The sequence below is a fragment of the Mesorhizobium sp. M1348 genome (genome assembly GCF_040317925.1).
Taxonomy (GTDB): domain Bacteria; phylum Pseudomonadota; class Alphaproteobacteria; order Rhizobiales; family Rhizobiaceae; genus Mesorhizobium.
Map to the genome: position 1 here is coordinate 1 of NZ_JAMYLH010000045.1, position 14057 is coordinate 14057.

A 14057-nucleotide genomic window follows, 5' to 3' on the forward strand; every position below is an offset into this window, starting at 1 on the left:
AGCCAGATTGAAGCCGGCGGTTGCGATTTCGGTGGCGGATCCACCCGATGCGTAGTGCAGAGTTGCCATCCAATATTCCTTTGTCTCATTCGATAGCGCCCCGCGAATGACTGCCTACTAGAAGGTGTATATTAGCGCCAAATCACATACCTGCACGCCCTGATAGAATGGTTGATCGGTGACAGGATTTCGACATTGAGGCGAAAAATATACTTTACAAGGTCGACGATAGCGATGAAGAGTCAAATTTAACTGCGGGAGGATTTTAATGATTGGCTCAAAAGTTATCTATGATTTTTTACGAGACACTAAATGCACTGCTACGTCAGAATAATTTGTTTAATACTATCCAAAAGTTAGTTTATAATTTTGGATTTGTTGATGGATAGATATCCGTTGTACGTAAAATTGTGATAGTTGTTGTTATGAGACGAAGATAAATGAAAAAAACTGGTGCTTTGATTAGTGGAGCGTGGGAAGATATCAATTTGAATGCCAAAGAGCGTGCAGTAACACCCCCATGTTATTCAATATGAATTTTCCTGCCGGCCAATTGAGTCGAGCTTAAACTAGGAGTCTTGCCTGACCACGTTCTCTGCCGGCGACGCCATTTTCTTGTGGACAGGTAACCGCAAGTGGCAGCCCGCGACCAAGTTGTCCGCACTAAGATTGCAACTCGGCAAACTGAAATGCGGTTCAATCAGAATCCAGCAACACCCAGGTGACCATGGGAACGATCCCGGACTGCAGACGTGCCGGTTTGGGCCGAGGCCGAGATGGTAGGGACTCGGAACGCCAGAGAGTTGGGCCATGTGCCTCTTGTGTCTCGACGGATTCCTTGGTCGGAATTCTCCCAGGCATCCCGGCGCTTGGCACGTCGTCCCTCAATGGCTGCGCCGCCTTCTATATCTTACGGGTCTTTTTGCTGCCTGGTAGTAGCGCCTGTCGAAAGAGACGAGCGCGCGACGGCGCGTCGAGCAACTCCGGCCCGATGAAGACGGGTAGGCCTTTCCTGCAGGCCTTGCGCAGCACTCGAATCTCGCTGCAAAAAGTCACCGCGGCAACCAACGGCAACCAACATCCGTTCGGCGCTTGAGATATGTCTACCGGAACAGATTGGCGCCGTTCAGAGGATGTCCCTCAAGCCACTCGTCGAACAAGCGAATTTGCACAGCTAATCGCTGCCAGCGCGCACCAGATGCCAACACAATCAGCTGCCCAATCAAATCCATCGAGATCTCGCCCTATTAAGGTCGTACCCTGAAGGATTTCAATCGCAGCACCAACCAGAGCGAGGAAGACCATCAAACTCATTTTGCGTTCCGGCCAACCCAGGCTGCCAACAAGCATCAGCGCCGCGAAAGCGACACCGTGATTAAGCTTGTCATAGTGGAAGCCTATGCCGAAGCCGAGCTCCTTGAGACGGAAAACTGGCAGAAGTGCAAGCACGAGAACGGCAAGCAGCGTAACGAAGAAGGCTGCTCTTTCGGCAATTGAGTGTAATCTCATTCTGCTCCTACGATGTTGTTTGCGGGCCGGGCGTTGCCACCCAAGGCTCGGCTCCGAGATCGACATCGGCTCCCGCATGGTGCGACGCGAGGCTATTGCTTCCCCCTCACGATCGCATCCGATTTGTCCAAAATCAACTGAGCTACATATTGAGCCGCCACATTCGTAATAAAAACTTGCGATACGTTAAACGCTGTCTATCTCTCGCGCGGAAATTGTCGTGCCCCTATGGAGCGGAGAACTCCAACGGGCACGTGCATTCGGAGTCGTCAGGAGCGGACCGAGAGAAATTGGCTGGGGCGCCAGGATTCGAACCTGGGAATGTCGGTACCAAAAACCGATGCCTTACCACTTGGCGACGCCCCATCAGCCGGGAACGTGCCCCCAGCGCGCGGGCTTATAAGACGAGCGGGGGGAAAGCTCAACGGCGAAGATACAAAATGTCGTAAGCAGAAATTGTCCGGACTAGGTAGCACGTGAGCTGTCCGGTTTTCTTGCCAGTCCTTGGAGGCTGGGGATCAAACGGACAGCATGGCTACAGGATCGGAGAATGTTCGCGACGCTTGAGCCGCTGGAATGGCGGCGATCTTTCGATGATCGAGGCAGGTGAGTTGCTGGGCCTCTCGGAGCGGTAGGATGAACAATTGGACCGCCTACAGCCCGGAACCATGAGATCACTTTAAGGATAGTGCCCGCCCTGTCCCGGCGTTCCGCCCATCGCTGCCATAATCGAATTTTCCGGTCAGTTCTGTCTGTTTGTTCTCGTTATGTGCTGTGGCGGGTACGCCCGAGACACCGGTCTTTCTGGGCATCAGTATCGCTTAATCGATTGTAGAGGACCGCCGGCTTGGTCGACGCCTTGCCTTTCGCACTGCACCATCATATCGCTCGATTTGCCAGTACTTCCAGCTCCTGCAAACCGGGGATTAAGCATGACCAAGTGGGTCTACACCTTTGGCGACGGCGCCGCGGAAGGCCGTGCCGGCGACCGCAATCTGCTCGGCGGCAAGGGCGCCAACCTCGCCGAAATGTGCAGCCTGGGCCTGCCGGTGCCACCGGGCTTCACCATCACCACCGAGGTCTGCAACGCCTATTACGCCAACGGCCACACCTATCCGGCCTCGCTGGAGGCGGACGTTGCGGTCGCCCTCGACCATATCGGCCGGCTGACCGGGCGCCGTTTCGGCGATCCGTCGAAACTGCTTTTGGTTTCGGTGCGCTCCGGTGCCCGCGCTTCCATGCCCGGCATGATGGACACCGTGCTCAATCTCGGCCTGAACGACGAGACGGTCCAAGCCTTGGCCGCCGATTCAGGCGATCCGCGCTTTGCCTATGACAGCTATCGCCGTTTCATCCAGATGTATTCCGATGTCGTCATGGGCCTCGACCATGAGGTGTTCGAGGAGATCCTCGAAGACCAGAAGGGCGGCCTCGGCCGCGATCTCGACACCGAGCTGACCGCCGTCGAATGGCAAGGCGTGATCGCGCTCTACAAGGCCAAGGTCGAGGAGGAGCTTTGTAAACCGTTTCCGCAGGATCCGCACGAGCAGCTCTGGGGCGCCATCGGCGCGGTGTTTTCCAGCTGGATGAACAACCGCGCGATCACCTATCGGCGCTTGCACGACATTCCCGAAAGCTGGGGCACGGCAGTCAATGTCCAGGCCATGGTCTTCGGCAATATGGGCGACACCTCGGCCACCGGCGTTGCCTTCACCCGCAATCCGTCGACCGGCGAAAAGCAGCTTTATGGCGAGTTCCTGGTCAACGCCCAGGGCGAGGATGTCGTTGCCGGCATCCGTACGCCGCAGAACATCACCGAGGCGGCGCGCATTGCCGCCGGCTCCGACAAGCCGTCGCTGCAGAAGCTGATGCCTGACGCCTTCCACGCTTTCGTCAGCATCTCAGATCGCCTGGAAAAGCACTACCGCGATATGCAGGATCTCGAATTCACCATCGAGCGCGGCAAATTGTGGATGCTGCAGACCAGGTCCGGCAAACGCACAGCCAAGGCGGCACTGAAGATTGCCGTCGACATGGCCAGGGATGGACTGATTTCGAAGGAGGAGGCCGTCGCCCGCATTGATCCGGCCTCGCTCGACCAGTTGCTGCACCCGACGATTGATCCGAAGGCGGCGCGCGACGTCATCGGCGTCGGCCTGCCGGCATCGCCAGGCGCTGCCACCGGCGAGATCGTCTTTTCCTCTAATGACGCCGAGGAAGCCAAGACACAAGGCCGCAAGGCGATCCTGGTGCGCATCGAAACCAGCCCCGAAGACATACATGGCATGCATGCGGCCGAAGGCATCCTGACCACGCGCGGCGGCATGACCAGCCACGCCGCCGTCGTGGCGCGCGGCATGGGCAAGCCTTGCGTATCAGGAGCCGGCTCGCTGCGCGTCGACTACAAAGCCGGCACGCTGATGGCGATGGGAGCGACGTTCCGCAAGGGCGACATCATCACCATCGATGGCGCCAACGGCCAGGTGCTGAAGGGCGCTGTACCGATGCTGCAGCCCGAACTCTCGGGCGATTTCGCCGCCATCATGGAGTGGGCCGACGGCGCCCGCCGTATGAAGGTGCGCACCAACGCCGAGACACCACTCGATGCACACATGGCGCGCTCCTTCGGCGCCGAAGGCATCGGCCTTTGCCGCACCGAGCACATGTTCTTCGACGGCGATCGCATCGTTGCCATGCGCGAGATGATCCTGGCCGACACGGAAAAGGACCGGCGAACGGCGCTGGCCAAGCTGTTGCCGATGCAGCGCTCGGATTTCCTTGAACTGTTCGAGATCATGGCCGGGCTGCCGGTGACGATCCGCCTGCTCGATCCGCCGCTGCACGAATTCCTTCCCAAGACCGAAGAAGAGGTGGCCGAGGTCGCCGCTGCCATGAACGTGTCGCCGGACAAGCTCAGGCGGCGTACCGAAGCGCTGCACGAGTTCAATCCGATGCTCGGCCATCGCGGCTGCCGGCTTGCCGTCTCCTATCCCGAAATCGCGGAGATGCAGGCGCGCGCGATATTCGAGGCGGCCGTCGAGGCCGGCCGGAAGGCCGGCGCGCTGGTGGTCCCGGAGATCATGGTGCCGCTGGTCGGGCTGGTGAAGGAGCTCGAGTTCGTCAAGGCACGCATCGACACCGTCGCCAAAAGTGTGATGGAGGAGACCGGTGTCAGGATTAACTATCTGACCGGCACGATGATCGAACTGCCGCGCGCCGCGATCCGTGCCCACGTCATCGCCGAGGCGGCCGAATTCTTCTCCTTCGGCACCAACGATCTGACCCAGACCACGTTCGGTATCTCGCGCGACGACGCGGCCTCGTTCCTCGAGACCTACCGGCAAAAAGGCATCATCGAGCAGGATCCGTTCGTGTCCCTCGACATAGAGGGTGTCGGCGAGCTGGTGCGGATGGCGGCCGAGAAGGGCAGGGCGACGCGGCCCGCCATCAAGCTCGGCATTTGCGGCGAGCATGGTGGCGATCCAGCCTCGATCCATTTCTGCGAGAAGGTCGGCCTCGACTATGTCTCGTGCTCACCCTACCGCGTGCCGATCGCCAGGCTGGCCGCCGCGCAAGCGGCGGTGCAGGCTGCCAAAGCCGGCGCGTGAATAGATCCCGACCGAAGATTCCTCCGCGCAGCAAGGAAGGTTGATGTTTTCGACTCGCCATGTGAAATGGCCGCGGGATGGGTGCACATGTCTGATGATGAACAAACCGCTGCGGCGCGCTGGTCGGTGAAGTCCGAGCTCCGCGCCGTCGGTCGCGACAAGCCGCTGCTGCTGGTGCTGGCGGCGATCCTCTGTCTCTATTGTGCGTTTATCGCCGGACCGATCGTCTATGCGGTGCTGGCCATCAACGGCATCGCGGATTTCTTCAAATGAAGCCGGTTCCGGCGATCTCGCTCCGGTCCCGGTTCCTGCGTCTACCGCGCCCGAAATTGCTTGACCTGGACGAAATTGCTTAGCCGGGATGAAACTGTTACGACTATCGTTCGTACCTGGAGGGGTACGGGGAGGACACGTGACGATAAGAATCCGGCTTCCGGGCGGGACTTTGAAGATCAAGAAAAGGGACGAGCTGCGGCGCCGCGAGCAGAAGCGCGAGGTGCCGGTTTGGCAGGTCGGCAATTATTTCGTCATCTGGTGGCCGACCGGCATGTCCGATCGCCCATCCTCGCCCAACAAGTCCTCGCCCAGGAAATAGCCCGCGCACCCGACGACCCCGGCTGGGCATGACGCTTCCATGCTGGATCAGGAACCGCCGTGCGCGCCAAACTTCCGAGACCGCTCGACAAATCCCAGAAAAAGTCAGCGGGCAGGCGTTGACTCTTCCGCCACGGAAGGCGATGCTGCATTGCACAATTGGGGCGGCGGAAGCGATGGCAGTGCGTATCAGAATGCCGGGCGGCACGCTGAAAGTAAAAGTGTACCGCGAATTGCGCGATCGCGAGCGCGCCCGCCGCATACCTGTCGTCAAGATCGGCCGGGTTTATTTCACCTGGTGGTCGAACCGCCAGCGCCTGATTGACGATCAGTCGCCAGGGTGAAGCAGCAATTCTTCCGCCCTGGCATGCGCCTGGGAAAGCCGCGCGGAGCCTCCGCAGGCGAGCTCACAAAATAAGTTGATGATGCTGCTGTTGACTCTTCCGTAACGGAAGGTCTCTACTTGCCGCATTGCACACAATTGCTGCGTTGCACAACGGGAGTTGGACCGATGGCAGTGCGTATCAGGTTGCCTGGCGGCACTCTGAAGATGAAGACCTATCGTGAGTTGCGAGCCCGGGAACGCGACCGCCGCGTGCCTGTGATGAAGATGGGCTCGCTGTATTTTGTCTGGTGGTCGAAGTCTCAAGGCCAGGAAAAGCCACAGGGCAACTCTCGGTAAACTAGTGGGTCATGCAGCATGATCCCTGGGGGCGCACACGACGGCGGAACCTTCGGGTGGCAATAGTCTCTCGTAAAGACCGGTTTGACCAATCTTATATATGTGTGTTTCCAACAAAGTGTGCCGCGGCGGGTGCCACGGTGGACGTGACCCTTCATGTACCGTTAAAGACGCGAAGCACGCACTGTGACCTTGCGCTTTGAGGACGCTTTTGGGATCGCCGCGTCGACTTTGATCTGCTCGATCTGGAACAGATGTGCCGCGCAATCGGCGGCGCCGGCTGCAAAGAACGGCCGCGGTATGCGTTGGAATCTACCCAGCATCTGACCTTACCGATTTGTAACCAAATTCACGCGAACGTGCGCGTGACGGCTCCAAATCCCGACATCGTTTCTGCCCAGTTTCCGGCTCCCGAACCCGCCCCGGTGCCAGAAACAGATGTTGCAGAACCCGCCCACGCACGTCCGCTCGATTCTCATCCTCCAGACGAAATTCATCGGCGATCTCGTCCTCGCCTCCGCGCTCGCCAGAAACCTGCGCCTCGAATATCCAAAGGCCAGGATCGTGTTCCTTTGCGAGGCGAGCTTTGCCAGTTTCCTGACGGCTCATGACATCGCCTCGGACGTGGTGGCGTTCCGGCGCGCCCGGATGCGTGGCACCCCACTGGAGCGTGGTCGCGAGCTTTACGCGATGGTGCGCGCTCTGCGCCGATTCCGGTTTGACCTGACCATCGACCTGGCCGATTCCAAAACCTCACGCATCATCGTCAGGCTCGTCAACGCCAAGACCCGCGTCGGATATGATCCTCCCGAAAAACCGTTGCGCTGGCTGGAACGCCAGCCCGCCAACGTCTTGGCCAAGCCGTTTGGCTTTGGTGGCCAGCATTATCTCTGCCGCTATCTATCGCCTCTTGAGGCGCTTGGCGTAGAGGTGCGTGCGCAGGAGCCGCTGCCGCTGGAGACCGCCAAGGCATTGGCGCTTTTCGACCGGCATCATCTCCGGCGTAACGCCTTCATAGCCGTTCATGCGGGAGCGAGCTTCCGGGGGCGGCAATGGCAACCGGAGCGTTTTGCCCTGGCGATCGACGAGCTCTCGCGACAGACCGGGTTGGACTTCCTGCCTTGTCGGCGGCCCCGGTGAACGGGCATCTGCCGAGCGCATTGTCGCCAAGGCCGCTTCGCCGGTCGTCAACGTGGTCGGGGCGCTGTCGCTGGCAACGCTGCTGGCGGTCCTCGGCCAGGCACGCCTGTTTCTGGGGAGCGAGAGTGGCCCGATGCACATGGCCGCCGCCGCGGGGGCGCCGGTTGTCGGCCTCTTCGGCCTGACCGACCCCGCAGTTTGGGGTCCTGTCGGCGTGGTCAGTGTTACGCCGCGGCCCTCCATGCCTTGCAAGTGCATAGCCACGGACCTGTGCCGCCGTCCCGATCCAAGCAAGGCCTGCTGCGTCTGGCGACTTGAGGTCAAAGCAGTGGTCGACGCGGTGCGCGCGATCCTTTCACATGCGGTTAAGGACGTAGAGCACGCATTGTGACCTCGCGCTTGCCAAAGGTCAGGCCGGCGGTCAAATTGCCGCCGCCGACGCTTTTGCAGGGGCATCGTCCCGATTTCCGCCTTGATGCCGGTCTTGGGGTCGCCGCTTCAACTTTGATTCGGCCGACCAGGAAATAATCGATGCGCCTGTTCCAAAAGTATTTTTGCGCCGTTGCGATGTCGCTGTGGGCTGTCTCTCCTGGCAACGCCCAGTCGCTCGTCGCACCGACGCTGCACATCAAGGCCGAGGAGGGCAGCGGCCGCGTCGCGCTGACGCTCGATGCGTGCGGCGGAAGGACCGACACACGGATTCTCTCGGCGCTGGTGGAAAACAAGATTCCCGCCACCATTTTCGTCACCGGCATCTGGCTGAAGCACAACGCCGCCGCCGTTGCGATCATGCGAGCGCATCCCGAACTGTTTGAATTGGAAAACCATGGCGGCCGCCACGTCCCGGCCGTCGACACGCCGCAAAAGATCTACGGCATTCGCAGTGCCGGCAGCCCGGAGGCCGTGCTGGCCGAGGTCGAATCGGGTGCTGCCGCTCTTGCCGTGACCGGCGAACCGGCGCCGAAATGGTTTCGCGGCGCAACCGCCGAATACAGCCCCTCGGCAATCGCGATGATACGCAAGCTTGGCTTCAAGATCGCCGGATTCTCAATCAACGGCGACGGCGGCTCATTGCTCGGCGCAAAAGAGACCGCCCGGCGGATTGCCGCGGCAAAGGACGGCGACGTCATCATCGCTCATATCAACCAGCCGACCCATACGGCCGGCGAAGGCGTGGTGCAGGGACTTCGGGCGCTGAAGGCCAAGGGCCTCACCTTCGTGCGGCTCGACGATGCCGACGGCGTCGGCGATGAAGGCACCACCGACTGATCAGTCGGGCGTGGTCTCGATGGTCACCTTGTTCGGATAGAACGCGCCGTGGTCGCGGATATCGGCCATCTCGTCGAACGGTCGCTCATAAGCCCACATCGCATCCTTGCCTGCATCGCCGGCGGGCAGCACGCTCCAATAGCTGGCATCGCCCTTATAGGGGCAATAGGTCGAGTGTTCCGTCTTGCCAAGCTGCTTGAAGTCGATGTCGTCGAACGGAATGTAGAAAACAGGCGAATAGGGCGATTCGGTCAGCACCTTGACCTTGCTGGACGAGGCGAGGACGGTATCGCCGGCGCGCACCGTCACGGTACCCTTGTAAGGCTCGATAGTGATGATCTTGCCCGGATTGCGCTGAAAGCCGGGTGACGGGTTTGCGATCTGGTCCATGTCGGATCTCCTTGCCTCACCGTCAAAATGTGTCTGGCAAGAGCCTTGCGCAAGACCTGCCTGCCACCAGGCGGGCGTCGCCCGCGGGGGGAAGTCTCGCCTCTTTCTTCCGCTTCGCCGAAAACTCAGGCGGCGGCCTGGAATGCGTCCATCAGCCCTGCATAGGCGGCGGCAATGCCGGCCACCGGATTGGTGCTTTTCGAGGTGGTCTCGACCTTCAGCGCACCACCGCTGGCAGGCAAGGTGAGCAGCAGGAACTGGCGATTGCCGACATCGCCGACGCAGGCGGCAGCGACGTGCTGGCTTTCGCCCTCGTTCTCGACGCACATCTTGAACAAGAGCGTGCCGCCGACCGCTTCGAGGGCGCCACCGACGACCTCGACGAATTCATCTTCGGAAACGGTTTTGGCGTCGGGCACCAGATCGGCCTGCGCGACATCGGCCGCCACCAGATCGGCCAGACTTTCGGCAAGCGTATTTTCGAGGGTTTTGTCGTCGAGCTGCGCGTCCATGCGAACCTCTTTCATTCGCCAATCGCGCCCCGCCTGTTAATCAACGTTAACGCCGAGCATGGCCGGATTGTGGCGAATTTCGCCTCATTTGGCTCTATGCACCGCTCCAGCGCGGTTCTGGCTGGACAATCCGCCGGTTCGTCCCACAATGGCGCAAAAAAATAACGGGAGGACCAAGATGCTCGGGTTGATGCAGGAATGGCCGCTGCTTTGCCACAAGCTGATCGACAACGCCGAGCGGCAGCACGGCAGCCGCGAGATCGTGTCGCGCTCGATCGAGGGGCCGATCGTGCGCAGCACATATGCCGAAATCCATGCTCGTGCCCTGAAGGTCGCCGAGCGGCTAGAGCGTGACGGTTTCGGGCTTGGCGACCGCATCGCGACCCTGGCCTGGAACACCGCGCGCCACATCGAGGCCTGGTATGGCATCATGGGTGTCGGCGCGATCTATCACACGCTCAACCCGCGGCTCTTTCCCGAGCAGATCACCTGGATCATGAACAATGCCGAGGATAAGGCGATCTTCGTCGACCTGACCTTCCTGCCGCTGCTTGAAAAGATCGCCCGCGCGGTCAAGTCGCTGAAGCAGGTTATCGTGCTGACCGACAAGGTGCATTTGCCCGAGACTGCGCTGCCCAATGTCGTTGCGTATGAAGAATGGCTTGCTCAAGCCGACGGCAACTTCGCCTGGAAGACAGTCGATGAAAACACCGCCGCCGGCATGTGCTACACCTCGGGCACGACGGGCGACCCGAAGGGCGTCCTCTACAGCCATCGTTCGAACGTGCTGCACGCCATGATAGAAGCGATGCCCGACGCCATGGGCCTGTCGTCGCGTGATACCATATTGCCGGTCGTGCCGATGTTTCACGCCAATGCCTGGGGTCTTGCCCAGAGCGCGCCGATGATTGGCGCCAAGCTGGTCATGCCCGGCTGCAAGATGGATGGCGCTTCGATCTACGAGCTGCTCGACACCGAGAAGGTGACCTTCAGCGCCGCCGTGCCGACGGTGTGGATGATGCTCCTTCAGCATCTGGAAGAGACCGGCAAGAAACTGCCCTGTCTGCAGAAAGTCGTCATCGGCGGCGCGTCCTGTCCACGCGCGATCACGACGAAGTTCCAGGACAATTACGATGTCCAGGTCGTCCACGCCTGGGGCATGACCGAGATGTCGCCGGTCGGCACGCTGTGCACCCTGAAGCCGGACTATGCTGGGCTGAAGGGTGACGCCCGCCTCGCCGTCCAGCAGAAGCAGGGCTTTACGCCGTTCGGCATCGAAATGAAGGTAACGGACGACGACGATAACGAACTGCCATGGGACGGCAAGACCTTCGGCCGACTCAAGGTCCGCGGGCCGGCCGTCGCGCGCGCCTATTATGGCGGCATCGGATCCGAACAGTTCGATGAAGACGGCTGGTTCGATACCGGTGATATCGCGCATATCGACCCCGGCGGCTACATGCAGATCACCGATCGCGCCAAGGACGTGATCAAGTCGGGCGGCGAATGGATCTCGACCATCGAGCTCGAGAACCTCGCTGTCGGCCATCCCGACGTGGCGGAGGCCGCCGCCATCGGCATTCCGCATTCCAAATGGGGCGAGCGGCCTTTGCTCGTGGTCGTGCGCAAGCCGGGTAGGGAGCCGACCAAGACGGATATTCTCGCTTTCATGGACGGCAAGGTGGCGAAGTGGTGGATGCCGGACGACGTCGCCTTTGTCGGTGAAATCCCACACACCGCTGCCGGCAAGATCCAGAAGATTACCCTGCGTCAGCAGTTCCGGGATTATCACCTGCCGACGGATTGACCGGAGATGCGGCGTCTTTGCGCCTTCAAGCCGCCGCTGAAAGGCACTATGCCTTTGTTCGGGTTGGGGCAGCGCGGAAAGCAATGACGGTAATTGCCGAGCGACAGACATCGAGGGCTGCCGGTTGGTCGCGGCGCGCCGGCGCGTTTTCGGCGGTCCTGCTGCTGACGGTTCTCATCGGCCACCGATATGATCTCGTCGAGACGCCGGCTTTCCTGTGGGTGCTCGGCGTTGTCGCGTTGCTGGCCGCGTTTGCGCTTTTGTTTGCCGGGTTTGCCTTTGCGCGATTGTGGAATTTCGGTGATCGCGGCGGCCATGACCTGACCGCCGGCGCCTTGCTGGCGCTTCTGGTGCTCATCCCTTACGCTGTCGCGGCCTATTGGGCGGTGACCTATCCGCCGCTGCGCGACATCTCGACTGATTTTGACGACCCGCCGGCGCTCGATATTTCTACCCGGACAACGGACATGAATGAGCTTTTGCCGCCGACGCCCGGCGAGCAGCGCCTGCAAATCGAAGCTTATCCGCTTGTTACCGGACGCAGCTACACCTTGCCTTTCGATCGCGTTCTGGAGGCGGTCAAAACCGTGCTCGATCGGCGCGGCTGGCAGCTCACGGCGCCATTTCCAGACGCAGCAGGGCAAAGCGACGTGACGGTCGATGCGCTGGCCAAGAGCTTGCTGCTTGCCCTTCCCGCCGATGTCGCCATCCGCGTGACCGATGACGGCGATGCGGTCATCGTCGATATGCGCTCGGCCTCGCGTTACGGCCGCCACGACTTTGGCGACAACGCAGCGCGCATCACCGATTTCCTTGCCGAACTCGACCAGGAAGTCGCCGGCCAGGTGGGCGTGGCGCCGGCGGAATGATATCGGAAGGGTACTACTTTGCCGGTGAATAGATGCCGTCGATAGCCGGTGCGCCATCGGTGTGGACCAGACCGCGCGCCACCAGGTCTTCGAGATGGGCAAGCACCGACAGGCCGGCCGCGCCATGCAGGCGCGGGTCGGTGTCTCGATAGATCGCCTCCACCATGTCCTTGATTGTCCGGTCGCCGCTGTTGATCCGCTCCAGAATTGCCCGTTCGCGCATTTTGCGATGCGTTTTCAATCCGCGCATGAAGCTGCGCGGCTCGGTCACCGGCCCGCCATGACCGGGCAGGAGCAGCCGGTCGTCACGTTCGATCAGCCGATCGAGCGATGTCATGTAGTCGGCCATCGCGCCATCCGGCGGCGCGACGATCGTGGTTGCCCACGCCATGACGTGATCGGCCGAGAAAAGGATGCCGGTTCCCTCCAACGCGAAGGCCGCGTGATTGGCGGTGTGGCCGGGCGTCAGCACCGTCCGGATCGCCCAGCCGTCGCCGTCGATCACCATATCGTCCGGCAGCGCGATATCAGGAACAAAGTCGGTGTCGGCGCTGGCATCGAGCTGATTGACCTCGCCGGTGCGCAACGGCCGCGCCGGGCGATGCCGGCCCTCCGCCAGAACCACCGCACTGGTATGCTGCTTCAATCGCGCCGCCAGCGGCGAATGGTCGCGATGCGTGTGGCTGATGAAGACGTGGCTGACCGGCCTGGTCCCGATCGCTTCGACCAGTGTTCGAAGATGCGCCTGGTCATCCGGACCGGGATCGATCACCGCCAGCGTCTCGCGCCCGACGATATAACTGTTGGTTCCGTGAAAGGTGAACGGGCTTGGGTTCCGTGCGGTGATCCGAAGTACGTCGGGCGCAACGGCTACGCCCTGGCCGTAGGCCGGATCGAAGCGTGTATCGAATTTCAGCGCCATGCGAACGTCGCGACCTTTTTTGGGGCGAGGGCAAAACCGATTGCCGCATAGCACGGAAGCCAATATAGGAAAACGCAAGGCCGCGTTCGGCGGCAATCCGGAACGGGGAAGACTATGGCAATTGAAACGACGATGCGTCCGCTCATTTCTCTCGCTTTGCCTGAAAAGGGCGCGGCCCGGCTGGCAGGACAGCTTTTGCTGGCGATCGCCGGAACTCTGCTGCTGATCTTGTCTGCCAAGACCAAGGTCATGCTCGGACCGGTCGATATCTCGATGCAGACGCTCGCCGTCTTCCTGATCGCTGCCTCCTTCGGCATGCGCCTTGGCGTCGCCACACTGCTTCTCTACATGGCTGAGGGCGCGTTGGGCCTTCCGGTCTTCCAGAGCACACCCGAAAAGGGTATCGGCATTGCCTACATGCTCGGTTCGACCGGCGGTTATCTAGCCGGCTTCGTCGTCATGGCGGCGATCGTCGGCTGGGCTGCCGACCGTGGCTGGGATCGCCATCCTATCAAGCTCTTCAATGCCATGCTGGTGGCCGAGATCGTCATGATGGCAATGGGTTTTGCCTGGCTGGCGCTGTTGATCGGCCCGGAAAAATCCTGGCAGTTCGGGGTGTTGCCCTTTATCGTCGGTGACCTGATCAAGGTTGCGCTGGCCGCGAGCATGGTGCCGGCTGTCTGGTCCCTGTTGAAGCGGTCGTGAAGCCGGTCGAGCGGAGGTAACCTGTCCTGGGCGACAATGGTTTTTCGCCG

General features: G+C 60.9%; 16 protein-coding genes and 1 tRNA gene. 11 read left to right on the forward strand and 6 right to left on the reverse strand.

Annotation, left to right across the window (positions count from 1 at the left end; all coding sequences use genetic code 11):
* Positions 1 to 1140 precede the first annotated feature (1140 nt).
* Positions 1141 to 1509 (reverse strand): VanZ family protein, encoded by a 369-nt coding sequence (locus tag NKH13_RS33470; RefSeq protein WP_352549013.1) that lies wholly within the window; start codon positions 1507 to 1509, stop codon positions 1141 to 1143.
* A gap of 291 nt (positions 1510 to 1800) precedes the next feature.
* Positions 1801 to 1875, reverse strand: a tRNA-Gln gene (locus NKH13_RS33475).
* A gap of 566 nt (positions 1876 to 2441) precedes the next feature.
* Between NKH13_RS33475 and ppdK the strand changes: the two genes are divergently transcribed.
* From ppdK to NKH13_RS33500, 5 genes are all read left to right on the forward strand, one after another.
* Positions 2442 to 5117, forward strand: a complete 2676-nt coding sequence (gene ppdK / locus NKH13_RS33480; protein WP_352917098.1) for a pyruvate, phosphate dikinase — start codon at positions 2442 to 2444, stop codon at positions 5115 to 5117.
* 87 nt (positions 5118 to 5204) lie between these two features.
* Positions 5205 to 5390, forward strand: a complete 186-nt coding sequence (locus NKH13_RS33485; protein WP_352571264.1) for a hypothetical protein — start codon at positions 5205 to 5207, stop codon at positions 5388 to 5390.
* 139 nt (positions 5391 to 5529) lie between these two features.
* Complete coding sequence (locus NKH13_RS33490; RefSeq protein ID WP_352917100.1) at positions 5530 to 5712, forward strand: hypothetical protein; 183 nt, start codon at positions 5530 to 5532, stop codon at positions 5710 to 5712.
* A gap of 175 nt (positions 5713 to 5887) precedes the next feature.
* Positions 5888 to 6055, forward strand: coding sequence for a hypothetical protein (locus tag NKH13_RS33495; RefSeq protein WP_352484420.1), 168 nt, complete (start codon positions 5888 to 5890; stop codon positions 6053 to 6055).
* 167 nt (positions 6056 to 6222) lie between these two features.
* Positions 6223 to 6393 (forward strand): hypothetical protein, encoded by a 171-nt coding sequence (locus NKH13_RS33500; RefSeq protein ID WP_352917101.1) that lies wholly within the window; start codon positions 6223 to 6225, stop codon positions 6391 to 6393.
* A 164-nt stretch (positions 6394 to 6557) separates the two neighbouring features.
* On the opposite strand, the gene NKH13_RS33505 is transcribed toward NKH13_RS33500, so the two are convergent.
* Positions 6558 to 6716 (reverse strand): hypothetical protein, encoded by a 159-nt coding sequence (locus NKH13_RS33505; protein ID WP_352917103.1) that lies wholly within the window; start codon positions 6714 to 6716, stop codon positions 6558 to 6560.
* A gap of 115 nt (positions 6717 to 6831) precedes the next feature.
* On the opposite strand from NKH13_RS33505, the gene NKH13_RS33510 reads away from it, so the two are divergent.
* From NKH13_RS33510 to NKH13_RS33520, 3 genes are all read left to right on the forward strand, one after another.
* A complete protein-coding gene (locus NKH13_RS33510) occupies positions 6832 to 7533 on the forward strand; it encodes a glycosyltransferase family 9 protein (RefSeq protein ID WP_352917105.1) in 702 nt (233 codons plus the stop codon).
* Positions 7418 to 7924, forward strand: coding sequence for a glycosyltransferase family 9 protein (locus NKH13_RS33515; RefSeq protein WP_352917107.1), 507 nt, complete (start codon positions 7418 to 7420; stop codon positions 7922 to 7924). Before NKH13_RS33510 ends, NKH13_RS33515 begins: the two co-directional genes overlap by 116 nt.
* Before the next feature lie 140 nt (positions 7925 to 8064).
* Positions 8065 to 8802 carry a polysaccharide deacetylase family protein gene (locus NKH13_RS33520; RefSeq protein WP_352917109.1) on the forward strand — a complete coding sequence of 246 codons (738 nt, stop codon included), beginning with the start codon at positions 8065 to 8067 and terminating at the stop codon, positions 8800 to 8802.
* Here NKH13_RS33520 and NKH13_RS33525 read toward each other — a convergent pair whose 3' ends face one another.
* Together NKH13_RS33525 and NKH13_RS33530 are read right to left on the reverse strand one after the other, a co-directional pair.
* A complete protein-coding gene (locus tag NKH13_RS33525; protein WP_352917111.1) occupies positions 8803 to 9192 on the reverse strand; it encodes a DUF427 domain-containing protein in 390 nt (129 codons plus the stop codon).
* A gap of 125 nt (positions 9193 to 9317) precedes the next feature.
* Positions 9318 to 9704 (reverse strand): hypothetical protein, encoded by a 387-nt coding sequence (locus NKH13_RS33530; protein WP_352549027.1) that lies wholly within the window; start codon positions 9702 to 9704, stop codon positions 9318 to 9320.
* Between the two features lie 178 nt (positions 9705 to 9882).
* Between NKH13_RS33530 and NKH13_RS33535 the strand changes: the two genes are divergently transcribed.
* The gene (locus tag NKH13_RS33535) at positions 9883 to 11511 is read left to right on the forward strand and encodes a fatty-acid--CoA ligase (protein WP_352917113.1); all 1629 of its coding nucleotides are present in this window, start codon (positions 9883 to 9885) and stop codon (positions 11509 to 11511) included.
* 83 nt (positions 11512 to 11594) lie between these two features.
* Positions 11595 to 12380 carry a DUF1499 domain-containing protein gene (locus NKH13_RS33540; protein WP_352917115.1) on the forward strand — a complete coding sequence of 262 codons (786 nt, stop codon included), beginning with the start codon at positions 11595 to 11597 and terminating at the stop codon, positions 12378 to 12380.
* A 13-nt stretch (positions 12381 to 12393) separates the two neighbouring features.
* Here the strand turns inward: NKH13_RS33540 and NKH13_RS33545 are convergent, their stop codons facing one another.
* A complete protein-coding gene (locus NKH13_RS33545) occupies positions 12394 to 13302 on the reverse strand; it encodes an MBL fold metallo-hydrolase (protein ID WP_352917117.1) in 909 nt (302 codons plus the stop codon).
* Positions 13303 to 13416: 114 nt separating this feature from the next.
* On the opposite strand from NKH13_RS33545, the gene NKH13_RS33550 reads away from it, so the two are divergent.
* On the forward strand, positions 13417 to 14007 hold the full coding sequence (locus NKH13_RS33550; RefSeq protein WP_352917119.1) for a biotin transporter BioY: 591 nt from the start codon (positions 13417 to 13419) through the stop codon (positions 14005 to 14007).
* The last annotated feature ends 50 nt before the right edge of the window (positions 14008 to 14057 follow it).

What these genes read in the sequence shown, in the direction of transcription:
- NKH13_RS33520 (WP_352917109.1), top strand. Translation starts at nt 8,065, where the DNA reads ATGCGCCTGTTCCAAAAGTATTTTTGCGCCGTTGCGATGTCGCTGTGG.
- NKH13_RS33510 (WP_352917105.1), top strand. Translation starts at nt 6,832, where the DNA reads ATGTTGCAGAACCCGCCCACGCACGTCCGCTCGATTCTCATCCTCCAG.
- NKH13_RS33530 (WP_352549027.1), bottom strand. Translation starts at nt 9,704, where the DNA reads ATGGACGCGCAGCTCGACGACAAAACCCTCGAAAATACGCTTGCCGAA.
- NKH13_RS33535 (WP_352917113.1), top strand. Translation starts at nt 9,883, where the DNA reads ATGCTCGGGTTGATGCAGGAATGGCCGCTGCTTTGCCACAAGCTGATC.
- NKH13_RS33550 (WP_352917119.1), top strand. Translation starts at nt 13,417, where the DNA reads ATGGCAATTGAAACGACGATGCGTCCGCTCATTTCTCTCGCTTTGCCT.
- NKH13_RS33540 (WP_352917115.1), top strand. Translation starts at nt 11,595, where the DNA reads ATGACGGTAATTGCCGAGCGACAGACATCGAGGGCTGCCGGTTGGTCG.
- ppdK (WP_352917098.1), top strand. Translation starts at nt 2,442, where the DNA reads ATGACCAAGTGGGTCTACACCTTTGGCGACGGCGCCGCGGAAGGCCGT.
- NKH13_RS33525 (WP_352917111.1), bottom strand. Translation starts at nt 9,192, where the DNA reads ATGGACCAGATCGCAAACCCGTCACCCGGCTTTCAGCGCAATCCGGGC.
- NKH13_RS33485 (WP_352571264.1), top strand. Translation starts at nt 5,205, where the DNA reads ATGTCTGATGATGAACAAACCGCTGCGGCGCGCTGGTCGGTGAAGTCC.
- NKH13_RS33505 (WP_352917103.1), bottom strand. Translation starts at nt 6,716, where the DNA reads ATGCTGGGTAGATTCCAACGCATACCGCGGCCGTTCTTTGCAGCCGGC.
- NKH13_RS33495 (WP_352484420.1), top strand. Translation starts at nt 5,888, where the DNA reads ATGGCAGTGCGTATCAGAATGCCGGGCGGCACGCTGAAAGTAAAAGTG.
- NKH13_RS33515 (WP_352917107.1), top strand. Translation starts at nt 7,418, where the DNA reads ATGCGGGAGCGAGCTTCCGGGGGCGGCAATGGCAACCGGAGCGTTTTG.
- NKH13_RS33500 (WP_352917101.1), top strand. Translation starts at nt 6,223, where the DNA reads ATGGCAGTGCGTATCAGGTTGCCTGGCGGCACTCTGAAGATGAAGACC.
- NKH13_RS33545 (WP_352917117.1), bottom strand. Translation starts at nt 13,302, where the DNA reads ATGGCGCTGAAATTCGATACACGCTTCGATCCGGCCTACGGCCAGGGC.
- NKH13_RS33470 (WP_352549013.1), bottom strand. Translation starts at nt 1,509, where the DNA reads ATGAGATTACACTCAATTGCCGAAAGAGCAGCCTTCTTCGTTACGCTG.